Origin of the sequence: Acidithiobacillus sp. AMEEHan, from assembly GCF_030996345.1 — a bacterium.
In the GTDB taxonomy this organism is placed as follows: domain Bacteria; phylum Pseudomonadota; class Gammaproteobacteria; order Acidithiobacillales; family Acidithiobacillaceae; genus Igneacidithiobacillus.
Genome location: NZ_CP118747.1, coordinates 2115192 through 2138020, shown reverse-complemented (window position 1 = coordinate 2138020; position 22829 = coordinate 2115192). Strand labels below are relative to the sequence as shown.

The following is a 22829-nucleotide window of genomic DNA, read 5'->3' as shown; positions in this document are numbered from 1 at the left end:
GGGCATGCGCCTGCTGCTGGATTCGGTGGTAAAGCGGCTGACGGGCAAAGGCGGCGACCCGGTGATCCAGTTGCAAACCGCCTTTGGTGGTGGCAAGACCCACACCATGCTGGCGGTCTATCACCTGGCCCGCGGCGAAGTTCCGCCAAGTGACATGCCTGGCATCCCGGCCATTCTCGATGCAGCGGGTGTTACGGAACTGCCACGGGCACGGGTCGCGGTGCTTGATGGAATCAAGTCTTCACCCAACCAGCCGGTGCTGCGAGACGGACAAAGCATTCGTACCTTGTGGGGTGACCTGGCTTGGCAATTGGGCGGGTCGGAAGGTTTTGCTCTGGTTGCCGAAGCCGACGTGTCGGGCACGTCACCGGGTAAGGAAACCCTGGCCAGCCTGCTGGCTCGCCATGCACCTTGTGTCATTCTCATCGACGAGCTGGTGGCCTATGTGCGTCAGTTCGAGGAAGGCAAAACCCTCACCGGCGGCACCTTCGACTCCAACCTGTCATTCGTACAGGCACTGACGGAAGCGCTGAAGGCTGTTCCCACGGCGGTTTTGCTGGCCTCGTTGCCGGAATCCGACAAGGAAGCCGGCAGCCAGCGCGGGGTGAAGGCGCTGGAAGCCTTGGCACACTACTTCGGCCGCGTACAGGCGCTATGGAAGCCGGTGGGCACCGAGGAGGCCTTCGAGATCGTGCGTCGGCGGCTCTTTTCCAACATCAGCGACAAACTGGCGATGGAGTCGGTCTGCCGCTCGTTCGCAGATTACTACATTGAGAATCGTGACGACTTCCCGCAGGAGACCCAGGGCAGTAAGTATCTTGAGCGATTGATACACGCCTATCCGATCCACCCCGAGGTCTTCGACCGCCTCTATGAGGATTGGTCGACGCTGGACAACTTCCAGCGTACCCGCGGAGTGCTGAAGCTGATGGCCAAGGTAATTCACCGCCTGTGGAGAGACGGGAACAACGACCCGCTGATTATGCCTGGCAGTTTTCCGTTAATGGACGTTGATACGCTGAACGAGCTGCTGTACTACCTGCCCCAGGGATGGACACCGGTGATCGAACGCGACGTGGATGGTGAACGCTCAGAAACCTGGGAGATCGAAAACAACGATACCCGCTTTGGCAGCGTGCAGGCCTGCCGGCGTGCGGCGCGTGCCATCTTTCTGGGCAGTGCACCCAGTACCTCCAACCAGGGCGTGCGCGGCCTGGAGTTGGAGCGCGTGATTCTGGGTGTGGCGCAGCCAAGGCAACAGCCCGGCCTGTTCAGGGACGCGCTGCGGCGTCTGGGTGATCGACTGCATTACCTCAACCACGCCAACAATCGTTACTGGCTCGACACACGCCCCAATCTGCGGCGCGAAATGGAAGAACGCAAGCGCCGCTTTCAGGACAAAGAGGATGTATTCCCTGCGATCCGTGACCGCGTGCAGCGCAGCTTTGCCAGCGGGGTGTTTGGCGGCATCCACGTCTTCACCGGCAGTGGTGACGTGCCCGACGACTGGGCACTGCGGCTGGTGGTATTGCCGCCGGATGCGGCTTTCAGCAGGACCAGCCAGACGCTTGCCATTGAGCGTGCGACGGAAATCCTCAAAAAACGTGGTGACCAGCCACGATTCAAGCAAAACCGGCTGATCTTCCTGGCCGCGGACTCCGATAACGTGAGTCGGCTGAAGGACCACATTCGTTCATACCTGGCGTGGCGCAGCATCGTTGCGGATTACAAGGACAATCGCATCGTCCTCGACAACCTCATGGCCAAGCAGGCACAGGCCAGTTTGGAGCAGGCGGAGGAGACCGTGCGTCGCATGGTCCGCGAAACCTACAAGTGGTTGCTCGCGCCGGTGCAGGAGGCACGTCCGGGCAAAGGTCTGTCTGAGCTGATCTGGGAGCATTTCCCACTCAATCCGGGGGCGCAGAACTGGACGCAGGAGATCGAGCGCGTGCTCAAGGAAAACGAGTTGCTCATCAGCGAGTGGGCACCAATCCACCTGGCCAAGGTATTGCGTGACTGGTTTTGGAAAGAGTATGCCAAAGACGTCAATGCACTCAATGTCTGGCAGCAGACTTGCCAGCAACTCTACCTACCGCGCTTGCTGGATGATCGGGTTTTTCAGCAGACGCTTTTCGCTGCTGCAGAGAGCCGAGAATTTTTTGGTTTTGCCCAGGGCAAGGAAGATGGGCGCTATGTTGGTTTTACTTTCGGAAAACGTAGCTCTTTGTTTTTCGACACATCCTTATTGTTGATTGAGCCGAAAAACGCCGCCGAATATGCGCAGGCACAGCGCGCCGCTGAAGAGGCTGCACGTCCAAAGGCAACTGGCGAGACACCGGGCACCATTGATAGTGGCACAACTGGCCTCAAGGTCGAGGATTCGTCCAAGCCTGCTTATGTGGTAGGGGCAGTAACGGCTCCTCAGCCGCCTAAGAAGCAGTTCTATGGAATCGTCGAACTTGATGCCATCCAGGCCAAGAAACAGTTTGCGGACCTGGTCGAGGAAGTCGTTCAGCAATTCACCATCCGTCCTGGGGTGAAAGTCAGAATCGCCATAGAAATTCAGGCGGATTCAGCCACGGGTTTCGATGATGGGCTCCAGCGTACAGTCAAGGAAAACTGCAATGTGTTGAAGTTCAAGAGCGCGGAGTTTGAGGATTCCGAATAGAACCTTTGCATCGTAAGCGATCGCTCCGCGGCGTTCTTTCGTTGAGGGTATTGTGTTGCCAGCATGATGGCTCCTTGGGACGCTTGGAGAAGTAAGATCATGCGCAGCTCGGAAGAAAAGACGCGGTATTGGCAGGAGATGGTGACGGCACAAGAGACCAGCGGGCTGTCAACGCCGCAGTTTTGCCAAGGGCAGGGTCTGGTTCTTTCGCAATTTTACTACTGGCGGCAGCGGCTGCGGGGTGGGGCCAGCCAAAAGACGGCGGCATCTTCCAGCGTTGCCCCCTTGCCCGAGTTCCTGAAGCTGGGATTGCCAAGCGAGCGGGAGACAGGGATTTCTTCCTTGGAGATTCGTCTGGACTTGGGCGCCGGCTGCACCCTTACCATTCGCCGCGGCTGAGATGTTTTTTCCCGAGGGGCGCATCCGGGTCTTCGTCTGCCGGGTACCGGTAGACATGCGCAAGTCTTTTGACGGGCTGTCGGCTTTGGTGCGGCAGTTCCTGGGGCAGGATCCCTTGTCTGGGCACTGTTTCGTCTTCGTGAACCGCCGCGCCACGCAGATGAAGGTGATCTACTGGGATCGCACAGGGTATTGCCTCTGGGCCAAGCGCCTGGAGCGCGGCCAATTCTGGAGCTGGCAGCGACCTCCAGCGGGGGAGTTGGATTGGACCGGTTTGAAACTCCTGCTCGAGGGCCTCGAAGTGGCCAAAACACGCCGTCGCTATCAGCGCCAAGTCCCCGAAAAACTGGCGGAAACTGGGAGTTAGCGCTATGATTCTGCAATGGAAACAGAGACTTCCTCGCTCCCACGCAACTACCCCGAAGCCCTCGCCGCTTGGCAATTGCAGGTGCTCCTCAACCAGTCCCTGCGGGAAGAATTTCAGGCACAGATCCAAGGTCTTCAAGCCCAGCTGGATTGGTTTCGCCGCCAGCTCTTCGGACCCAAGAGCGAGCGCCGTCTTCCGCCTCCTCCCATAGAGCAGCTCAGTCTCGGCGAGATCTTCGAGGCGCAGGAAAAACAGCCGGTTCCTACCCGTACCGTCGCTGCCCATACCCGCACGGTGGCCAAGCGCCCCGAGGAGAAGGCAGAGAGCCTGCCCTTCTTCGACGAATCGCGCCTGCCGGTCGAAACCATCGTGCTGCCGGCTCCCGAGACCCAGGGGCTGGACCCTTCGGCCTATGAGATCATCGACACCAAGATCAGCTATCGCTTGGCCCAAGAGCCCGCCAGCTATGTAGTTCTCAAATACGAGCGGCCCGTAGTGAAACTGCGCGACTCCGGAAAGATCACCCAGGCCCCGGCGCCTGCCGCGGTCTTGGAGGGTGGTCGGGCTGACGTCAGTCTCCTGGCGGGAATCCTGATCGACAAATTCCTCTACCATCTGCCCTTGTATCGGCAACATCAGCGCATGACCCAGCAGGGGCTGCGGGTGAGCCGCTCCTGGCTCACGGACTTGGTGCAACGCTCCATCTTCCTGCTTGCACCGATTTATGCGGCGCAGTTCGAGAGCATTCGCCAATCGCGGGTGCTGACCATGGATGAAACCCCCATCAAGGCCGGATTGTCAGGGAAGGGCAAGATGCACCGAGGGTATTTCTGGCCCGTCTTTGGCGATGCCCAGGAGATCTGCTTTCCCTATGCCGCCACCCGGGGCACGGTCCACATCGAAGAGCTACTCGGCAAGCTGCCGCCGGGCACCGTACTCCTGAGCGATGGCTATGCCGCCTATGCCCGGTTCCAGAAAGAGAACGAAGGGCTAGTCCATGCCCAGTGCTGGGCGCATAGCCGCAGAGAATTCGTCAAGGCCGAGGCCCATGAGCCCGAGCGGGTGGCCGAAGCCCTCCGGCAGATCCGGGAGTTCTATCGCATCGAGGAAGAAATCCAGGAGAAACAACTCACCGGGCAGGCCAAGCGGGAATACCGCAGACGACATACCCTGCCGCTGGTGACAGCCTTCTTCCACTGGGTAGAGCAACAGCTCCAGGACATCGCCCTGCTACCGAGCAACCTCTTCACCAAGGCCTTGGCCTATGTCCATGGCCGCAAAGGTCCGCTCCAAGTCTTTCTGGAAGATCCCGACGTACCCATAGACAGCAACCACATCGAACGACAGATCCGACCGATTCCCCTGGGCCGGAAGAACTGGCTCTTTTGCTGGACCGAGTTGGGCGCCGAGTATCTCGGGATCATCCAGAGCCTGCTCAGTACCTGCCGGCTTCAGGGGGTGGACCCGTACGACTACCTCGTCGATGTCCTGCAACGGGTGGCCACCCACCCCGCCAAGGACGTGGCGCAGCTCACCCCAAGACTCTGGAAAGAGCACTTCGCCGCCAACCCCCTGCGTTCTCCGCTGTATCACGTCCGCAAGCCCGCATAAAGAACGCCGCGGGGAGACCGGTTACTTTGCATCGATTTTTGGTTTTTGGGGGAAGTTAGTACCCTGAAGGGTTTGGTTTGGTTAAAAGGGGCTGCGCCCATCTGACGTTAGCCCCGCATTACCCCGAAAAATGAAGGCACTTAGAAAATCTCTCTAAGCGCCTGTTTTGTATGGTGGGTTGTGAGGGGATCGAACCCACGACCCGCTGATTAAGAGTCTTAGGATTTGACATTTACGACGTTTTACCAGCTCTCATCTATCTTGACATATCAATCAGTTAGACGGATACTGCCTTCACCAAAGTTGATGAATTTACCTTAAATCGGTTGGATATAGGTTGGATGATCCAACCAGAATCAGTAGGTCTGATTGTTCTGCTTATTGCTCCTGTAACATATTGGTTTTAATAATAAACGACTGGATGTGAGGCCGAATGACTAGAAATCACTGGTTCCAGACTTCAACAGGAGACCGCGATGCCTGAGAAAGTGAATTTCACCAAAGCCAGTCTTTCGGCGCTGGAACCAATCCTCGGTAAGCGTCGCCGCGTCTATGACGAAAAACAAAAAGGTCTAGCCGTATATATTTCCCCAGCCGGGACCAAGACCTTCTACTGCATTCGCAAGGTAGATGGCAGGGTGGAGGAAATTCGTATAGGTGACGCCGCTACCGTGACCATTGAGACGGCTCGCACGACCGCCGCGGGGATTATCAACCAGATTGCCGCAGGGACTAACCCGGCTGAGCAGCGGCGCATCAAGAAGGCAGAGATGACGTTCTCCGACTTGTTCACCGAATGGGTGAAGGATTGCCGCGCCAAGGGGAAAAAAAGCCTGGGTAACGACGAGCGTAACTTTCGTCTGCACCTGCAAGAGATCGCTAAGAAGAAACTATCCGATATCGAACGTCAGCATATTCGCGCTCTGCACCGGAGGGTCAGCACGGGAGCCGGACTCTATCAGGGCAACCGTGTCTTGGCCTTGGTCCGTGCCGTGTTCAATTTTGGAATCAACACGCTGGATATTCCGCGACTGGGCAATCCCGCTGCTGGCCTCAAGATGAACCGAGAAGAAAGCCGGGATCGTCGCCTGCACCCCGATGAAATGCCAAGATTTTTTGAGGCACTGGCCGCCGAGAAAAGCGCGGACGTGCGCGATTATGTCATGCTGTCCCTGCTGACCGGGGCTCGTCGTTCCAACGTGCTGGCGATGCATTGGCAGGAGATCAATCTAGAGCGCAAAACGTGGACCATTCCTGGCTCCAAGGCAAAGGCTGGTGATAGCATCGCCGTACCTCTTACTGACGCTGCCATAGAGGTGCTGCAGTCCCGAGCAGAGACATCCGGGGCGCAGGGGTGGGTATTCCCCGGACCTGGCAGGACCGGCCATCTTGTAGAGCCCAAAAAGGGCTGGCAACGGCTATTGCAGCGGGCAGGCATTGATGACCTACGCATCCACGACTTGCGCCGTTCGCTCGCGTCCTTTCAGATCGATGCGGGGGTATCTCTGGCCGTCATAGGCAAGGGGCTGGGGCACCACTCGCAGCAAACGACCGCCGTCTATGCAAGGTTGGCGCAAGACCCCGTTGTCGATGCCTGGCAGAAAGGCACCGACGCCATTCTGGTGGCTGCCGGAGTCAAAAAATCTGTCGAGGTCACGCCGATGAAAAAATTGCCTAGCCATCGCAAAAACGCTATATTATGAAGTGGACTGCGGAGACACTTGACCAGCGTGTTGATGATGAACTCAACGCCTTGCCGTCCGCGTTGCGCGCACGTCTATTGCGGACAGTGGAGCTGATTGAGCAGGTGGGCCTGGAGCAGATCCACGAGCCACACGTCAAGCACCTGGAGGACAAGCTCTGGGAAATACGCGCCAAGGCACCGGATGGGATTGCCAGAGCGATATATGTCACGGCAACCGGGAGACGGCTGGTCATCCTGCATGCTTTCGTCAAGAAGGCGCAGAAGACGCCCAAGCGGGCCATAGAGACGGCACGGCAACGCGCCAAGGAGGTTTTGCAATGAGCCGCTTATCGGAACTGAAAGAGCAATGGATGAAAGACCCCGCGTTCAAGGCGGAATACGACGCGTTGGAGGATGAGTTCAGCCTCGCCCGCGAATTGATCGAAGCCCGGACCCGCGCTGGACTGTCGCAAGCAGAATTGGCGCAACGCATGGGCACCACCCAATCGGCTATCGCCCGCCTGGAAAGTGGCAAATCCCCGCCATCTATGCGAACCATTGCGCGGATCGCCGCCGCTACCGGAAGCCGCGCCGTAGTGCGGCTGGAGCCACGCTCTTGAAGGAACGCATCGCAGTTTCTTTAGTAATGACTATCGTAAATTATGGCCACCAATGACAATCAATCTGCCAGAACCTGAATACTATGAGTTAGCAGAATTAGTCAAGAGATGGGATGTCCAGGAGTCACAACTTTTGCGACTTGGGGCAGAAGGAAAGCTACAGTTCGCATGGCCAATACCAGGCAATTTGTGGGTGTCGGTGACTAGCGATTCTTATCATCCGGATACGGTAGAGAATGTAGAAAATATTTTTCCTGGCCTGCCACCAGATCATCTTTGCATTAGGGTTGCCCGTAAAGCAAAAAAAGGGCTCGAAGGTCACGAAATAAGTTTGTTTGAGTATTCTCGGCCGCGTGTTGTACACGAAATATGGCGCAAAAGGAATGCGGATAAAATTGAAATTAGCGTTTCTGGGATGGCTATTTTATCCCCAAAATCTCTCCGGGGCTGGGATAAGGAGATTAGAGGGCTAGACGATAGCGTGCTGACGAGTGTTAGCCATTTCACTGGAGCCGAGAATAGGATTTTTGAGGTACCTGATGAGCGATCATTGTGGATGTACGAAGTTCGAGAATCAATTACCACCTGTGGTGGTCTGCTTCCACCGTTGCCAGAGGGATATTATTTTGAGGCGGCATCACTCATAACCGTTGATGAGCTAGTTGTGCTCAGTTCTGAGGTTAGGCGCGTAGAAAATCAGCACGAGGAAGCAGAAAAGGCAGCCAGGAGTGATGTATTGCCAGGTAGTGCACAGAATAGCCGCAAGATCTTGTTGACCATCATCCACGCGCTTTGCAAGGAAGCCGGAATCAACCCCAAGGATCGCGGCTTAACCAGCACAATTATGCGCTTACTTGAGTTGCAAGGAACGCCTGCCTCAGAGCGCACCATCCGCGACGTGAAAAATGATATCCCGGAAGCTATGCGCTGCCGCAAGGAAAAATAGCCCTGTTCAAAACGGCAAACGGCAAATAGATCTATTTGCCGCATCACCCTGAAACCTCCCGCCATCATTGTCTCACGATATCCACAACTGTGAGGCAACCCGTATGCAAAGCAACACCGAACCTGTGGCTCAGATCATTGCTGAGATTAGCCGTACCCTGGGCTACCAACCTGAAGCTATCCCCCTACAAATCAACGAAAAGCTTGCTTCTGAAGTGTTGGGTGTCAAAGTCTCTACTTTGACTAACTGGCGCACCACGGGGCGTTATAACTTGCCCTACATAAAAGTTGGCCGATTAGTGCGTTATCGAGTAGCAGATCTTGCCGCTTGGCTTGCTAAGCGCCGACAGGGTGCTGAGAGCTGATCCAATGGCCTCAGATATCATTGAGCAATTTACTCAGGCCCTGGCTGCTGGGGGGATTGAGCTTGCCCCAGGCCAGAGCATAACCCCAGACGGAAAACTGCACCGGGTGCGCCTCGCCACTGACAAGGCAGGGCAGCGAACAGGTTGGTATCGCCTGCACCTTGACCCACCACCTGCTGGTATTGCTGGTGACTGGCGCACAGGTTGCCGCGTGAACTGGTGCGTCAAGCGCCCGGAACGCCTAAGCCCATCCGAACGGGACACCTTGCGCCGCCGCATCGAGCAGGAGCAGCGCCAGCGAGAGGCCGAGGAACATGCGCGGCACCGGGAAGCCGCCAAACGTGGCGCCTGGGTATGGAATCATGCCGGGCCGGCCAGCCCGTCCCATGAGTATCTGCAACGCAAACACCTGGCCCCAGGCATCGCGCGGCAACGTGGAACCTCTCTGGTCTTGCCGGTGATTGACCTCGCCGGGTACCTGCGAGGAGTGCAGTACATACAACCTGATGGCACAAAGCGATTCATTGCAGGCATGAAAAAGGGCGGTGGCTACGTTCCTGTAGCCGCAAGGCCGGATGGCAGCCGCCCGCTTTGGATTTGTGAGGGTTGGGCCACCGCCTGCACTCTCCAAGCGTTGAGCCCGCTCGTCTGCGTCATTGCCGGACTCGACGCCGGCAACCTTCAAGCCGTGGCCACAGAGGCCCGTCGCCGATGGCCTGCGCTTGACATTGTGGTGTGCCCTGACTTTGACAGCGTGGGGCAACGGAAAGCTCGGGAAGCGGCCGAGCGCGCGCGTGCAAAGATATTGCCACCGCCTGCAGTAATCCTGCCGGGCTGCACCGATTGGAACGATGTTATGGCTGCAAGACGGCAGGGGTTGACCCATGCTTGAGAGCCACTGGACGCAAAATGTCGCGCCCTACGGGGATGAGCGCCAACTCTGTCGTGAGTCCGTATCTGAGCCGCATCGTGTGAACGGTGGTTTTCCCGAACCACAGCCACTGGTGGACCTACCGCACGTGGATGTGTCCGGGGTAATCGATGCTCCCTCGCCGCCACCGGATTTTGTCTGGGATGGCATGGTACCCCGTGGCCACATCTGTTTGCTGTCTGGGCATGGTGGAAGCGGCAAGAGCACCCTCGCGCTGCAACTGGCCGTTGCGGTGGCAATGGGCTTGCCTCTCCTCGGAGTGCCGACGACGCCTGGCCGGGTGCTGGTTTTCTCTGGGGAGGATGCGGAACCTTTGCTGCGCCATCGCCTGGCCGCCCTCTGCCACGCTCTGGATGTAAATCCGCATGCCCTGGCCGAGCGTCTGCTGGTGCTGGATGCAACGGAAAATCCGGCACTTGGCGAATCGGTTCGCGATAGGGAAACGGGTCGCGATTTTATCGCGCCAACCACCGTATATGGGCGACTGTGGGAAATTCTTACTGAGTACCAGCCTGTCTTGGTCGTTGTGGACAATGCCAGCGATGTTTTCGAGGGCAACGAAAACGATCGATCACAGGTCCGAGGTTTTGTGCGTTCCCTGGCGAAGATATGCCGCCAAGCGGGCAGCCACCCAGCGATCCTGCTGCTGACCCATACGCCCAAGCAGGCCGTGAATGGCCGGGGCGAAAGCTACAGTGGCAGCACGGCCTGGCACAATTCCGCACGCGCGCGCCTATCGCTCACACCCGCCAAGGATGACGACAGCCGCCTAACCCTGAGTCTCGACAAGCTGAACATCGGCCCGCGAACTGCTGAGCCGCTGCATCTGGTGCGCTCTCATGGTGGAGTGCTGGAGCTGGATGAGAACGCACACGACGTGGAGAACCCGCCCAACGAACCGCCGACCAGCACCCTGCTTCGCCTGCTGGCGGATTTCGTTAGGCGAGGGGAGCGTGTCAGCCCGGAGCCCAAGGCCCATACCAACGCATGGGCCATGCTGCGAGAGGAAATGGGCTTCCCGCGCAAAAAATACCGCAACGCCAGCGCACTACTCACCGCCATGAGGCAACTGGAGCGGGACGGACTCATCAGCCGGGAGGACTACCGCGATGCCTACCGCAAGTCCCGAACGGCATGGGCTTTGACCGCCAAAGGATGGGAGGCTATCGGAGAAAGCGCGCCTTCTGCGTCCTCTGCGCCTTCATATTATGAGAGCGCACCTGTCACAGTCCCCCATGTGAGCGCGCCTTCTGCGCCCTCACATAGGGCAGGGGGTATGGGGGATAGAGAGCGCGCCCATGAGGGCGCACCAGGAGGTGTTGCCAATGGGCAATAACCCTTCTTTCTCTTTGGCGGAATCATCCTGCGTAGGGGCACCTACCCGCGTGTCTTGTGGCACCTGCGCCTACTTCCAGCCGGACAGCGTGAACCCGCCCATGGGGGCAGGGCGCTGCACGCGCACGATCTCCGGTTTGCCGCCAAAGGGCGGATCTGGGTACGGCGTCTGCTATCCCTTCAGCCTGCGCGTTTGCACGCACTATGGACCCATTGAGGAGTGAGACGATGATCAAAAGACCCTCTCATCTTGACGATGCGGATCTGTGGTTGCTCGAGCATGATCCACTGCTCTCCAAGGCCACGCCCAAGACCCTCGCAAACCTTCGCATCCGACAAAAGCACAGCCAGGGCTCGGGGTTACTGAACGATGCGGTAGTAGCGTCCGAGGCAGCCGCATTGTTTCTGGAGGATAATCGAACCGCAGAGCGTCTCATTCGGCTGGCCCCGCCCGCAATACGCAAGCTGGTGGCCTTGCGTCTGGAGTTCCCGAGTGCAAGCCAGGCACAACTAGCCAGGATGATGGGCTGCTCCCGACAAGCGGTAAACAAGAAACGCTGGCGGCTGTTGGCCTACCTCGAGGCCATGGCGGCATTCCCTCTCACCCACACATCCGGCCCGGTCTCGGCAGCACCCTATTTTATGGAGCCCAATGGACAACTCGCTTGGGATTTTCTAGAAAGCGAGTAGGACTCGAATGAGAACGTCAGGGCGCATATTTTTTCTCGGCTACTCCCACTGTCATCGAGTTAGCTGGGTGGGAACAATCGCCTTTGTTCATGCGCACAGAGTTATAGGCGGCGCATTACCTCTGTAAAGACCCCAGATATCGTCGAAACAAGTGTGGAATAGCCCTTCAGCCGGCGGGAGCGCCCCAATCCTACGCTGCCATGACATACCCCAAGCAACTGACCTGCAATGGCCCCCACGGAGTCGGCGTCTCCGGGATGATTGGCGGCCTGAACGATCCCCGTCTCGGTATCCGGCGCCGTCAGCCCAAGATAGACGGCGATAGCGAGAATCTCCTCCGCCACCCAGCCGGAACCCAGTTCGAGTACTGCTTGCTCCCAGGGAACGCTTCTTTTTGCGAGATCTCGCGCCTGACTGAGTGCGTTACGGATGGGTACACCAGTCTCCTCAAGTTTCTCCTGGAACGTCAGTGTGGTGGCCAGAGCCTCTGCCAATTCGGCGCCCAGACAGACCTCTCGGACTAGTACCGCGAAACATCCTGCCGAGAGATAGCCGCATGGATGTCCGTGCGTCAACTGCGCGGCTTGGCTGGCAACGGTGAAGGTTCGTCGGATATCCCATTGCTCCGGGCACAGGGCCGCCCAGAAACCAATGGGTGCTACCCGCATCAAGCCACCACAGCCCTTGCTGTCGTTGACTACGGGCATTCCGAGATCGGTGGCTCCCATCAGTGCCCTGAGGCAGGTACGTCCTGGTCCCATACGTCGGTGGAGGACGGCTTCGTCCAGCAAGGAGCCCTCGTTGATGTAGACTTCCGCCGGAATCCGACTCGGCAATTGCTGGGTGACCAGCCAGCGCAGGTACGCCTTGTGGAGGGCCGGCAGCAAGGGCTCTCCGGTCCGAGCGTGCAGAATCAGGGCTTCGGCAGTGAACAGGGTCATCTGCGTGTCGTCGGTGAATCGACCCAGGCCATCCGGGTGGACGAACTCCCGCACGCCGGCTGGTCCCCAGCGCTCGAGTCGTTCTTGTTGCGATAGGAACTCAATGGGTTCGCCCAAAGCATCGCCCACAGCACCGCCCAGAAAGCCGCCCCGGATTCGATCGATGATGTCTTGGCTCATGCCGATTCCTTTTGCGGTGTCTTGGGCTTTGCCGACGAGGCAATTCTTGGCCTCCGGGCATAAAGCTTGGCCATCTCTATCGTGGTGCCGCGCAGAGTCTCCACCAATTCCGGAGGGCTCAATACCTGCAACGCGGCCCCCCAGCTCAGTATCCACCAACGCAGGGCGGCGGAATTTTCAACTTCTGCCCGAAAGGTCACCCAGACTCGCCCTCGAGATTCGACCGTCTGATGACTTCCGATGGGGCGCTCTTCCACCAGACGGGCCATATCCTGCCGCACCCGGAAGCGGAGGACGATACTTGCCCCAGGTTCGGCAAATCGCAGGTTGGCTTGCGCAAAATCTCTGAGGGAAAAGCCTGGAGGCATGCCTTCGGCCGGCACTTGCAGTAGCCGCACGCGCTGCATGCGCTGACTGGCATAGAGCAGTGGGGTGCCCCGGCCAGGGTGGTATGCCACCAGATACAAAATACCCTCCTGCAGGACAACACCCCAGGGGCTTACACGATGGTCTTTTGCTTCCTTGCGCCACGGTGTTTGGTAGATGAAGGCGATTTGACGACCACTTTCCAGGGCCTCCAGAATCTGCGTGAGCGTCCAATCCGGCAATCTCGGCGGCGCTTGCACGCTTGATGTGAGAACGGCCACATGGCGGCGCCAGTCACGCAATGACGAGTCCATCAGTGTGCGCTCGGCTTGCTGTCGGTAGTGTTCCCAATTCTCCAGTAGGGCGGGCGGAAAGATGGAGCGCAAAGACTCGTGGGCCAGCAAGAGGACGAGTGCTGTGAGGCTGTCGAGTCGGGGAATCTGGATGCTCTGCCGGCCCTCTGCCCAGAACCATCCTCGCGGTCGGCTATCGTCACAATGCAGAGGAAAGAAACGCGCGAGCCATAGAAGATCCCGTTCGATGGTGCGTGTCGTGGTCTCGATACCCTGCTGGGCGAGATCCCGGCGCAATTGCGCCACACTGCGTCTGCTGCGCTGGCTGCCGGGAAGCTGCAGCAGCACAAAAAGTCTCCGAAAAAACTGGGTTTCTTCCCGCATCGTGCCGAGTTCTCCTGACTGACGGCATGCGACCGTTATGGTCGCGTTCTTCCCCTAGAATAGCACTCAGACAGCACAGGAGAGCAAATCGTGGCCAGAAAACCCGCATCACTACACACCGTGCAAGACGAGGATTGGGACCTTGATGACGACGTTGCCCTGTGGTCAACGTGGCTGGAGGAGGACCCTCTGGAAGACTGGGTTCGCTACTGGAGTTTACGCATTCTGCGGCTTCGCGGGCGGCAGATGGGCTCCCACTGGTGGATGTTGCAAGACCGCCAGATCATGGCCCTACTGAACTGGGGCGAAGAGGAATACAACAACGCCTCCGTGGCCCGCAAACTGCGCCGCGCGATCGACGTGCTTCGTGCCCTGCCCAAGCCCCAGGAGGAGGGAGTGCCAGTCTTTTTGAACATCGTGCGTCTCGCCAATCGCCTGGAGCTGAACGTCGCGGAGCAGCGGATCCTGCTCTTGGCCACCCTGGCGGAGACCTACGAAAATCTGTCTGCGGTATTGGACGAACTCAGCGAGTGGACCGTCGATCGGATTGCGGTGCTGCTGGCTGAAGCCTTGGAGCTCGATACCATCCTCGTTCATCAGTCCTTGCTTCCCCACTCGGTATTGCGCAGCTGCGGCCTGCTGCAAGATGTACACAAGGAGGATATGCGCCTGATGCCAGGCATGGCCTCGCTCCTCCTGCAGGAGCACGAAAACGAAGATGCGCTTTTTGCGCCGCTCTTCCATCCCCTGGCCACCACGGCCCTGAGCGTCGAGGATTTCCCCCACCTGAAAGCACACAGTGAACGTTTGATGGCCATCCTGGAAGGCGCGTGGCAAGCGCAGGAGCCCGGGGTCCATGTGCTTCTGTATGGAGCACCCGGTACGGGCAAGACCGAATATGCTCTGGCGCTGGCAAAAGCGTTGCGCACCGCCACCGTCGAGGTGCGCGGTCAAGATGCGGAACAGAATCCCATCGAGGGCGACGATCGCTTCAAGGCCTATGCCCTTAGCCAACGGGCTCTGGCCCGACAGCCCCGCAGCCTGATTCTCTTCGATGAGGTGGAGGACGTCTTTGTGCCCTCGCTCTTTCCCTGGGCTCCGCGCGTGGGCGCGCACAAGGGCTGGACCAACCGCTTACTGGAGCAATCGAAGGTTCCGACCCTCTGGATATCCAACTCCATAGAAGGCATAGATCCCGCGTACCGCCGGCGCATGATCTATGAGCTGGAGTTCACAGCCCCACCGAAATCCGTTCGCCAACGCATCATCTCCCAACAGGTGGAGGACCTGGCCATACCCGGGGGCACCATTACCCGCTGGGCAGCGATGTCGCAGATGACGCCTGGGGCCATCCAGCAAGCGGCGCGGGCTGTACGCCTCATGGGCAAGCATGCCGCGGTCGATGCAAGAGAATCATTGGAATCCTTGCTCGAGTTGAGGGGATTAACACCACCAGTCGCGCCTGCCATGGATTTCGACCTCGATCTCCTCGAATGTGATCAGGACTTATCTGCGGTTCTGCAACAGCTTCCCGACCTGGCAGATGCGCGCATCTTACTCCACGGTCCTTCGGGGACCGGTAAGACGGCATTCGCCCAGCATTGTGCCGAGGCACTGGGAGTGGAATTGCACTGCTTCTTGCCCTCGGATATCTTGGGAAAGTACGTTGGCGAGACGGAGCAGAACCTTGCCTCTGCATTTCGCCGCGCTCGTGGAGGGATTCTGTTCTTGGACGAGGCCGACAGCTACCTGCAGTCCCGGGAGGGTGCAACGCATTCCTGGGAAATCTCGGCGGTCAATGAACTCCTGCAACAGGTGGATACCTTCCGAGGGAGACTCATCATGGCCACCAACTTCGTCCAATCTCTCGATGGCGCAGCGTTTCGGCGCTTTGACTGGGTCTTGGAGTTCCAACTCCCAAACCGGCAACGACGACTACTGCTTCTGGAAAAACTGTCTGCACACCTCTGGTGGAATCCATCGCCCCCGGAGCGGGATGCATGGGCCGATCAGTTGCACGGACTTACTGTATCGGATGTCGCAACGCTCTGCCGGCGGTTCGAGCGGGGACAAGCTTCGCCTTTCGAGGGTGTTATTGCAAAACTTAAGACCGCGATCCGCCTGAGGCAGCGGCTCCCCCAGGGCGTTTTCGGGTTTTGCGGCGTATAGCAGCCAGGGCCTTTTCTTTACATCGTGCACTCAGGGAGACCTTATGCTACACGCTATCGAAAATAAAAAGAGCCGTCTACCGTTCGAGCGTTACGTTTCCGCTGCCGAGCGAACAGGGGAGCGTCGCACCCAGGAAGATGAGATCACTTCAACGATTTTTGGTCCCCTCGACTTTTTCTCCGAAGAAACTGTCCGCTCGATCATTGGGGAAATTTTTGGTTTTTTCTTTAAATCGAGCGATAGCAAGTTGTCTCTTTCTTTCTGGCCGCGCTATAACAACGTCGAGCCAGATCTCGTATTTACCGAAGAGCATTCGGATGGAAGCGGAGACGCCTACGTCATCGAGATAAAATGGAACGCGCCCTTGGGTGACGAACAAGTAGAGCGTCAGATTCAGGCCATCGAGGCTGAAGACCACTTACGTCTGGCGGGACATATTGTCTTGAGCCGCTACGCGATAGACGTCGCAAAGCCCTCCAGGAACCTCACCTGGATGGACTTTAAAGATCGCTGCCTTGAACTATCTGAAAAGAACGCGATAGACCCCATTGCCAAAAAATGGGCGAAGCTTGTTGGCGCCTTTTTGGAGGCTTGCGACGTATGCCATTTCAACGGGTTCGATACGATAATGTCATTTGCCATGGATGGGATTCGAGACAGGGAATATTTATTCTGGTTGGGGCGGCAATTTGACTGGAATACCATTGAGCTCCCCAGCGAATCATTCTTATCCAGGTGTGAGAGAGGAACGATTTTTTACCGCAGCGCCGCTGCACTCTAACGGAGAGTCGAGCATGGAAAATCTAAAAGGCAAAAATCTGGTTAGTTGTTTTGATGTGGTCAACCAGACATGGAAAGAAGTGGGGTTGATGTCGGACAGGCTTACAGCTATGCTGTCAAAAGAAATTGTTGAGAATAAACTTCGCATAGCTGATGACGAGGTAAGTGATGAAGATGACTTGGCAGAATTTTTTAAAGATTACAGCAATGTAAAAATAGGTCTAGCAAAATGTATCCCAGTAAAAACTCGGGGCGCACGGAAACCTGATCTCTACTTCGGCTTTCAGATATCGCTCGCTGGAAATCTCATAGATTTTCATGGGAATGAAGATCCGATTGTCTACATGATAAGATTTTCTCATGAGTTCGGCTTTGGCCATTGGTATTTTAAATTTCCGTTAGCCAAAGATGAAGATGACCTCGATTTTAACGTAGAGAATGAGGTTGTTCTTCGCTGGAAGAATGATGGAAGTATAGCCTATGGAGTCAAGCTGTTATCCCTCAAGAACGAGCACGATCTTCTTGATCTCTGCGTGAAACCGCTCATGTCGTTGCATAACGGTAATAGTACCAAAAGCATTTTTGGGGACGACCCCGAACAGCCATTTGTGCGATTTCCTGACAAAAGCAAGTTAATCGCGTAATATGTCGTAAAACCAAAAAATCCAAGATAACGCCTGTCGTCATCTTGGATTTTGTTTTTTTGCATCACGAAGTTTTTAAATAATTTAGATATTAATCAATCAGATCTCGATGAATGTCTGCTCACAGTTTTACCGCCCTTAGAGATCACGTCAACCTCACGACGTCGTCCCCCCCCCCCGCTCAGCATTAAGCACAGTTTAACCTTTCAGCGTCCGCAATATCTTGTGGTCGGTAATTGTCGCATGCTTACGCTTGCCGGCGGCCAATTACTGTGTCGGCCGGGATACGAAAAACCCGGCAGAGAACCAGGCCTAGCCGAAGAGGGTTGAACGGGATGGTACCCGCTCAAGATTCCGGTGGCGCCTTGGTGAGCACGCACACGTAGTCCTGGCCGGATTGGTGGCAATACCGCTTGCCATTGGTGTACTGCTGGATGGGTTCTGGTGCGATCCGGTCGGTAGCATGCAGGTAGATGTCATTGGCGATCCAGCCGGTCACGATCAGCGCTAGAATCACCGCCCCAGTAGCTGCGTACGACCAGTTGAGGTCTACTCGCACGGCAGCTTGGGCAGCTCTCCTCGCCTCGTCGGTGAAGGTGGCCAGCGCCTCCTGCTTTGCACCCTGTATGTAGTGTTGTACGGCCTCTCCCGAGAGCTGGGACGCAAGCGTCTGTTCTGCTTTCTCCAGCTTGAGGCTACCGCTCTGCAAGGCCTTTTCCAGGGTTTCCCCGCCTTTCTTCATCGACTGGTCGAGGAGGGGCTCCACCTCCGCATAAAAGTTCCGGGCGAACTTGCTCCCGCCCGCTTCGAGCCGTGATACAAACGCATCGGACTGCCCGGCAATGCTTGCCGACACCTCGTTGGCCGCCCGTTTCGCTCCCAGGTAGATGACTTCTGGGATTTTTGCCACCTGGGCGGAGAGGTCGGTCGCTGCCTCCATGGATACTGCCGCTGCCTGGTAGGAGATCTTCGTCGCAAGTACAGCGCCCCACATCGGGTCGTCCGGGCCGATCCGAAAGCGCGTTGACCAGCCGATGAATCCACTGAGATCCTCCGCACTGATCCCCTTCAGTACCTGAGACATGGGTCCCGTGTTCGCCGTTTCTTTTTGGGTCTCATCGCGCATGATTCATTCCCCCTCCAGCAAGGGGATCACCGACCATTGCCAGGATTTTTGGAGCCAGTGCTTGATGATCTGCCGCTCGACGATGAAGAGCGGACTTTCCGGACCCGCCAGCGAGGCAAAAGACTGGCCTTGGTATTCCTTTACCCTGGCCCCGACCCGCGAGGCCAGCTCCGGGATTTCCCCGGTCAAACCACCGGATGCGACCCACTCCTCCCGATACTGCGGAGCCGTGAACCAGTAGTAATCTCGGTCAAAATCGGATTCGTGGCGATTGACCACGGCCATTTTGCGATCCGCCAGCTGGCAGATGGCGGACTCGTTCGCCAAGGTCGCGCTGCTGGACTCCCGCCCGATCATCCACGCCACACAGATCTGCAGTCCCAGCTCCTGCGCAACGGGTGCGATAATCTCCGCGTAAGCGTCAATCGCCTTGTGGGAATTGGCAGGGAGGTTCATGACTACGAAATCACTCTGCAGGGCTTCCAAGTGGCTAAAGAGGGTGGCTATCGCGTTCTCGGCGTCCTTGCCGCTTTTATCCAAATTTACCGACAAGACCGAAACCACGTCCTCATACCGCGCCTTCACATCACCGATTTTGGTATCGCCCTCCACAATCGCAACGTTCCGTCCAGAGAAAAGTCCGAACTCGACTGCCAGCATGGAGAAGATGCTTTTCCCCACGCCCCCCTTATCGCCATGGCTGATGACCAGATGTTTCATGAGACCTCCTTTACGGTGTATCCAGATCGATGGAAAGCGATTTCCGTGGTTCCTGTGGAACCGGTGTTTTGTGGATTTGGGATAGACCCACAGGCTTGTGCGCCATACCGGGCAGGGGCCGTTGCTCGACCCATAGGCGCCCATCGTCCACCCCTTTGCGGGCGCGCCGAACCGCATTGCCGAAACAAACGGGCGATCCGAATTGCACGTCTATGGCCGCTTCCACCAGTGCACCAATATCCCTCCACGATTCGCCGGCCCGGTGCGCCGCCTCGATGGCTTCGAGGTAGGGGAGCACCTTTGCGGTGAGCGTTCGTGCCATGCCATGTCCTCCTGAAAGCGGCATCTGCGCCCCGTGCCAGATTGGCGCCGCTCACCCATAGCTGGCGGAATGTCAACCCAAAACACGGTTTGATTTTGGGTTGACACGGAGTGGCACGGGAATGCTTCACATGGAGCGGCGATTCACACGCTTTGCCGTGCACCTACGGTATCCTTCCATGTGTTCACGTTGGTTTACGCCCACCCTGCGGGTAGGCTTTTATCCGCACAAACGCACCCTGGCGGGATGTGAAGTTTGTGCTGTCGAAGGTGTCTGTCGGTCGAGCGGGTTCATGCTCGTTGCCGCCAGCATTTTGGTAGGATCGCAGGGTTCGGCCAGCGCTTGCGTCACCAAACAATGCCCTGGTCGTAGGCAGGGCTGCGTTGCTTGTGGGCGGTGAGGGTGTCTCGTGCCTTTTCTCGTTTTGGGGTTTTGCGTTGAGTTCTCTCTTCAGCACGAGCATGGGCCATCTGGTACGCGATAACCTCCCGTGCTTGGTCTCTGGCAGTTTGCAGCGTGCCGCGCATCGCTGCCTCCCGCGCGGATTCTTGCTGGACGTATTTTCCCCAACTCTCGGCGAGCTTGTCCTTGTCGTCAGTCAGGATTTCCAGGTGGTGTTTCTCTCGGCTCAGGGCGACGTAGCCGAGGTTCGCCCCAGCGCGGCTACTCTCGGCGATGACGATTGCCCGATCCACCGTGGCACCCTGGGAGGCATGAACGGTGCGGCAGTAGCCATAATCCATGACTTCACTGGTTTTCAGCTCTATCGACTTTCCATCGCGCAGCGTTGCAAACGCTTTTCCATTCTGGATGGCAATGACGGCATCGTCGCCGTTGCGCAGATCGAGGTCTCGGCTCTTGTCGTTCTGTCGGAATAAGACTTGGTCACCCTCGCGCAATTCCATCGGACGCACGTCGTACAATTGCAGTTGTGTCGAAGGCCTGAGGTTTACGGGCACTTTCGCCTCTGCCTGCAAGGGGACGACTTGCAGCTTGCCATTTTCAATGCCCACGATCTTCCAGCGAGTGCCGCGTTCCCCAACGCCGGACTCCGCGCGGCCAAGTTCCACCACTTGTCCCGGCCGATAGAATGCCGCTTGGCCCTGATGGGTGACGCTCAGGCTGACCTTGTCGAGGGCGGTGATCCGCACGGATTCCCGGCCTAATTCCCCCCGCTCGATTAGACCCCTGCGGATCTCGGCATTGGCGACTCGCCTGGTGCCATTGCTGGCCGCGAGAACCAGGGTTTGCCCGCGCTCCTCGGAGGACAGCCGAAGGTAGGATGCCGCAGCGGCTCTCGCCAACACTTCCTGCTTGGCGGGTTTGTCGAGCTTCTTTTGGCCTGGTGCCGGATCGGGCAGGGGAACTTCCCGCAGATAGGGATCGGCCAGCCGCAGCCCTTCTTTGGCATCCCCCCTGGCGAAGGCTTCGGCAATGGCCAATAGTGCCTTGTCCTTCTGCCGGTTGATCTGGGTGATGCTGGCCTGGCGGAAACCGTTACAACGTAACAGTTGCTCGAAGGGATTACCGGCCTGCACGGCCAGCAATTGCCGGGGGTCGCCCACGGCCAGGGTCCGTGCCCGATCCTGCTGTGCCCGCCGATAGAAGCGCAGCAAATCCCGACGCGAGACCATACCCGCTTCGTCGACGATATAGAGCACCTTACGGGAGGCCTCCGTCGGTTTGCTGCGCAGGAAGGACTCCAGGGTCTGAGTCTGGCAACCCGCCGACTGCAGTTCAGCGGCCGCCTTGGCCGAGGGAGCGAGGCCGATGACCTCGTATCCGACCTGTCGGTAGTGTTCCACGATGACAGCCATGCTGGTGGTTTTCCCCGCCCCGGCGGCACCGACGATGCCCTGATGTTGCTCTTTGCCGGTCAGCGCCATCTGTATGGCCTCGATCTGTCCGTCGGAATAGTTCCAGCCTTGCGCCTGCTGTCGTTGTGCCAGGAGCGCCGACACGACTTCCGGGGATCGTAGGGCCTTAACCTTGCCCTCTGTGGCGATCGCCTGTATCGCCAGCTCTTCCGCTACCGCCTGTGTGGTCGTGTACAGCTTGCGCCGCTTGCCGGTCCCATCCCGATCCACTACGCCACCGTCTAGCAACTCGCGAGCTGAATGCAGGGCCGCGTCGATCGTCTCGATGGAGAGGCCTTCTGCCATACCCTGCCGCAATGCCTCCGCGCGGACAGCTGAGAGCGAGAATACCGTGTCGTGTTCGCTGCAATGCTCCAGCGCCCGCTGTACGGCAAGGGTTGCGCGGTCTGGGTGCTGTATTTCCCGCCGCTTCGCGCGCTCCAGGCTCTTCACCAATAGGTCATTGGTGGGAACCTTGGCCTCCCGCAGGCGTCGTCGCCACTCCCACCGTTGCTCTGACTGGCTCAGTTGCCGTTTCTCGGCGCGTGTGGCGGACCAGGCCGCGTCCCGTTGCGCCACACTGGCGGCCTCGATGCCGCCCTTGTCGCTCAGATCCGCCTGGATTTGCCCGCGCCGGCGGCTGAAAGCCTCGATCTGGTCGCGGGTAATGCCCGCCACTTCGAAACCGGTAGCGCTTTGCTCCAATTCGTAGCCGTGCTCGACGGCCAATCGGGCCATGGTAGCCAAGTAAATGGCATCGGCTTCTTTCTGGAGTTCACAATCGACACCCTGGTCGTTGTTGATGCTGGTCCATTGCCCGTCGGACCGCCGCATCGCGTTGATCACCGTCACGTGGCTGTGCAGGTCCATATCCACCAGCCCATCGACGGGGCGGGCGTCTTCGTGCCGGTGCACGGCGGCGATAATGTCCCCGTCGTACTCCGATATCCGACCCCCTTTGCCAAGACGCGCGTAGACCATGCGCTCCTGCATAAACGCTACGGCCGCCTTGACCCCCTCGTCGTGCCATGCTTTCCAGCGTTCGTCCTCGCAGGCCATCATGGATACCGACTTGGGAGCACTGAGGACATAGCCGTCGCCCATGCGGCGACTCTGGTGCCGGCCAGCCAAATCCGTTCCATCCGGCAGATTACCTTCGAGCAGCGCCTGGAACTGGTCGGTATCCACGGCACCCGAAAGACCCAAGACCTCTGCGCCACGGCCCGCCCAGAAGGAAGGTGCTCCGCCGCCCTCGCTGTAATAGCCAACCGCTTGCTCAGCCGATATGTCCTTGCGCTCGTTGCGCAGGTAGTTGGCAACCCCTGTTGCCCCGCCACTGCTCTTGATAGGTTTGACCCGAATCATTTTCCACCCCAACCATCCGATGTTTCCCATGGATAGCTGGTGTGGTGTCAACGGCGAACGCGTGCCAA

At 58.0% G+C, this 22829-nt stretch carries 21 protein-coding genes; 15 read left to right on the top strand and 6 right to left on the bottom strand.

Annotation, left to right across the window (positions count from 1 at the left end; genetic code table 11):
* Positions 1-4 precede the first annotated feature (4 nt).
* The 12 genes from ORD17_RS10950 (at position 5) to ORD17_RS10895 (ending at position 11615) form a co-directional block, all read left to right on the top strand.
* Positions 5-2668 (top strand): DUF499 domain-containing protein, encoded by a 2664-nt coding sequence (locus ORD17_RS10950; protein WP_308388539.1) that lies wholly within the window; start codon positions 5-7, stop codon positions 2666-2668.
* A gap of 99 nt (positions 2669-2767) precedes the next feature.
* Positions 2768-3067, top strand: coding sequence for a hypothetical protein (locus tag ORD17_RS10945; RefSeq protein ID WP_308387602.1), 300 nt, complete (start codon positions 2768-2770; stop codon positions 3065-3067).
* Position 3068: 1 nt separating this feature from the next.
* Positions 3069-3434, top strand: coding sequence for an IS66 family insertion sequence element accessory protein TnpB (gene tnpB, locus ORD17_RS10940; RefSeq protein ID WP_308387601.1), 366 nt, complete (start codon positions 3069-3071; stop codon positions 3432-3434).
* Positions 3435-3449: 15 nt separating this feature from the next.
* Positions 3450-5045 (top strand): IS66 family transposase, encoded by a 1596-nt coding sequence (locus tag ORD17_RS10935; RefSeq protein WP_308387974.1) that lies wholly within the window; start codon positions 3450-3452, stop codon positions 5043-5045.
* Positions 5046-5521: 476 nt separating this feature from the next.
* The gene (locus ORD17_RS10930; RefSeq protein WP_308388538.1) at positions 5522-6748 is read left to right on the top strand and encodes a tyrosine-type recombinase/integrase; all 1227 of its coding nucleotides are present in this window, start codon (positions 5522-5524) and stop codon (positions 6746-6748) included.
* Positions 6745-7071: a type II toxin-antitoxin system RelE/ParE family toxin gene (locus tag ORD17_RS10925; RefSeq protein WP_308388537.1), complete on the top strand. Its 327-nt coding sequence runs from the start codon at positions 6745-6747 to the stop codon at positions 7069-7071. Before ORD17_RS10930 ends, ORD17_RS10925 begins: the two co-directional genes overlap by 4 nt.
* Entirely contained in the window at positions 7068-7349 is a 282-nt protein-coding gene (locus tag ORD17_RS10920; protein WP_308388536.1) for a helix-turn-helix transcriptional regulator, read from the top strand. The genes ORD17_RS10925 and ORD17_RS10920 overlap by 4 nt, the downstream gene beginning before the upstream one ends.
* A gap of 52 nt (positions 7350-7401) precedes the next feature.
* The gene (locus ORD17_RS10915) at positions 7402-8295 is read left to right on the top strand and encodes a hypothetical protein (protein ID WP_308388535.1); all 894 of its coding nucleotides are present in this window, start codon (positions 7402-7404) and stop codon (positions 8293-8295) included.
* A 103-nt stretch (positions 8296-8398) separates the two neighbouring features.
* Positions 8399-8659, top strand: a complete 261-nt coding sequence (locus ORD17_RS10910; protein WP_308388534.1) for a helix-turn-helix domain-containing protein — start codon at positions 8399-8401, stop codon at positions 8657-8659.
* Between the two features lie 4 nt (positions 8660-8663).
* Positions 8664-9551 (top strand): toprim domain-containing protein, encoded by an 888-nt coding sequence (locus ORD17_RS10905; protein ID WP_308388533.1) that lies wholly within the window; start codon positions 8664-8666, stop codon positions 9549-9551.
* On the top strand, positions 9544-10926 hold the full coding sequence (locus ORD17_RS10900) for an AAA family ATPase (RefSeq protein WP_308388532.1): 1383 nt from the start codon (positions 9544-9546) through the stop codon (positions 10924-10926). Before ORD17_RS10905 ends, ORD17_RS10900 begins: the two co-directional genes overlap by 8 nt.
* Positions 10927-11153: 227 nt before the next feature.
* Positions 11154-11615, top strand: a complete 462-nt coding sequence (locus ORD17_RS10895; RefSeq protein WP_308388531.1) for a hypothetical protein — start codon at positions 11154-11156, stop codon at positions 11613-11615.
* Between the two features lie 101 nt (positions 11616-11716).
* On the opposite strand, the gene ORD17_RS10890 is transcribed toward ORD17_RS10895, so the two are convergent.
* Together ORD17_RS10890 and ORD17_RS10885 are read right to left on the bottom strand one after the other, a co-directional pair.
* On the bottom strand, positions 11717-12736 hold the full coding sequence (locus ORD17_RS10890; RefSeq protein ID WP_308388530.1) for an ADP-ribosylglycohydrolase family protein: 1020 nt from the start codon (positions 12734-12736) through the stop codon (positions 11717-11719).
* Positions 12733-13779, bottom strand: coding sequence for a WYL domain-containing protein (locus tag ORD17_RS10885; protein ID WP_308388529.1), 1047 nt, complete (start codon positions 13777-13779; stop codon positions 12733-12735). The genes ORD17_RS10890 and ORD17_RS10885 overlap by 4 nt, the downstream gene beginning before the upstream one ends.
* A gap of 90 nt (positions 13780-13869) precedes the next feature.
* Between ORD17_RS10885 and ORD17_RS10880 the strand changes: the two genes are divergently transcribed.
* Genes ORD17_RS10880 through ORD17_RS10870 form a run of 3 tightly spaced genes read left to right on the top strand, consistent with a single transcriptional unit; the run spans position 13870 to position 17372 of the window.
* A complete protein-coding gene (locus ORD17_RS10880) occupies positions 13870-15948 on the top strand; it encodes an ATP-binding protein (protein WP_308388528.1) in 2079 nt (692 codons plus the stop codon).
* Between the two features lie 43 nt (positions 15949-15991).
* Positions 15992-16729 (top strand): hypothetical protein, encoded by a 738-nt coding sequence (locus tag ORD17_RS10875; RefSeq protein ID WP_308388527.1) that lies wholly within the window; start codon positions 15992-15994, stop codon positions 16727-16729.
* 13 nt (positions 16730-16742) lie between these two features.
* Positions 16743-17372 (top strand): hypothetical protein, encoded by a 630-nt coding sequence (locus ORD17_RS10870; protein WP_308388526.1) that lies wholly within the window; start codon positions 16743-16745, stop codon positions 17370-17372.
* A gap of 346 nt (positions 17373-17718) precedes the next feature.
* On the opposite strand, the gene ORD17_RS10865 is transcribed toward ORD17_RS10870, so the two are convergent.
* From ORD17_RS10865 to mobF, 4 genes are all read right to left on the bottom strand, one after another.
* A complete protein-coding gene (locus ORD17_RS10865; protein WP_308388525.1) occupies positions 17719-18498 on the bottom strand; it encodes a hypothetical protein in 780 nt (259 codons plus the stop codon).
* Positions 18499-18501: 3 nt separating this feature from the next.
* Positions 18502-19218 (bottom strand): hypothetical protein, encoded by a 717-nt coding sequence (locus tag ORD17_RS10860; RefSeq protein ID WP_308388524.1) that lies wholly within the window; start codon positions 19216-19218, stop codon positions 18502-18504.
* 10 nt (positions 19219-19228) lie between these two features.
* A complete protein-coding gene (locus ORD17_RS10855) occupies positions 19229-19540 on the bottom strand; it encodes a hypothetical protein (protein ID WP_308388523.1) in 312 nt (103 codons plus the stop codon).
* Positions 19541-19887: 347 nt separating this feature from the next.
* Complete coding sequence (gene mobF / locus ORD17_RS10850; RefSeq protein WP_308388522.1) at positions 19888-22761, bottom strand: MobF family relaxase; 2874 nt, start codon at positions 22759-22761, stop codon at positions 19888-19890.
* Positions 22762-22829: the final 68 nt, after the last annotated feature.

Excerpts from the sequence above, each read along its gene's own strand:
- ORD17_RS10950 (WP_308388539.1), top strand. The coding sequence starts at position 5 with ATGCGCCTGCTGCTGGATTCGGTGGTAAAGCGGCTGACGGGCAAAGGC.
- ORD17_RS10900 (WP_308388532.1), top strand. The coding sequence starts at position 9,544 with ATGCTTGAGAGCCACTGGACGCAAAATGTCGCGCCCTACGGGGATGAG.
- ORD17_RS10865 (WP_308388525.1), bottom strand. The coding sequence starts at position 18,498 with ATGCGCGATGAGACCCAAAAAGAAACGGCGAACACGGGACCCATGTCT.
- ORD17_RS10885 (WP_308388529.1), bottom strand. The coding sequence starts at position 13,779 with ATGCGGGAAGAAACCCAGTTTTTTCGGAGACTTTTTGTGCTGCTGCAG.
- ORD17_RS10925 (WP_308388537.1), top strand. The coding sequence starts at position 6,745 with ATGAAGTGGACTGCGGAGACACTTGACCAGCGTGTTGATGATGAACTC.
- ORD17_RS10860 (WP_308388524.1), bottom strand. The coding sequence starts at position 19,218 with ATGAAACATCTGGTCATCAGCCATGGCGATAAGGGGGGCGTGGGGAAA.
- ORD17_RS10935 (WP_308387974.1), top strand. The coding sequence starts at position 3,450 with ATGGAAACAGAGACTTCCTCGCTCCCACGCAACTACCCCGAAGCCCTC.
- ORD17_RS10930 (WP_308388538.1), top strand. The coding sequence starts at position 5,522 with ATGCCTGAGAAAGTGAATTTCACCAAAGCCAGTCTTTCGGCGCTGGAA.
- tnpB (WP_308387601.1), top strand. The coding sequence starts at position 3,069 with ATGTTTTTTCCCGAGGGGCGCATCCGGGTCTTCGTCTGCCGGGTACCG.
- ORD17_RS10945 (WP_308387602.1), top strand. The coding sequence starts at position 2,768 with ATGCGCAGCTCGGAAGAAAAGACGCGGTATTGGCAGGAGATGGTGACG.
- ORD17_RS10895 (WP_308388531.1), top strand. The coding sequence starts at position 11,154 with ATGATCAAAAGACCCTCTCATCTTGACGATGCGGATCTGTGGTTGCTC.
- ORD17_RS10905 (WP_308388533.1), top strand. The coding sequence starts at position 8,664 with ATGGCCTCAGATATCATTGAGCAATTTACTCAGGCCCTGGCTGCTGGG.
- ORD17_RS10855 (WP_308388523.1), bottom strand. The coding sequence starts at position 19,540 with ATGGCACGAACGCTCACCGCAAAGGTGCTCCCCTACCTCGAAGCCATC.
- ORD17_RS10890 (WP_308388530.1), bottom strand. The coding sequence starts at position 12,736 with ATGAGCCAAGACATCATCGATCGAATCCGGGGCGGCTTTCTGGGCGGT.
- ORD17_RS10870 (WP_308388526.1), top strand. The coding sequence starts at position 16,743 with ATGGAAAATCTAAAAGGCAAAAATCTGGTTAGTTGTTTTGATGTGGTC.
- ORD17_RS10915 (WP_308388535.1), top strand. The coding sequence starts at position 7,402 with ATGACAATCAATCTGCCAGAACCTGAATACTATGAGTTAGCAGAATTA.
- ORD17_RS10920 (WP_308388536.1), top strand. The coding sequence starts at position 7,068 with ATGAGCCGCTTATCGGAACTGAAAGAGCAATGGATGAAAGACCCCGCG.
- ORD17_RS10875 (WP_308388527.1), top strand. The coding sequence starts at position 15,992 with ATGCTACACGCTATCGAAAATAAAAAGAGCCGTCTACCGTTCGAGCGT.
- mobF (WP_308388522.1), bottom strand. The coding sequence starts at position 22,761 with ATGATTCGGGTCAAACCTATCAAGAGCAGTGGCGGGGCAACAGGGGTT.
- ORD17_RS10910 (WP_308388534.1), top strand. The coding sequence starts at position 8,399 with ATGCAAAGCAACACCGAACCTGTGGCTCAGATCATTGCTGAGATTAGC.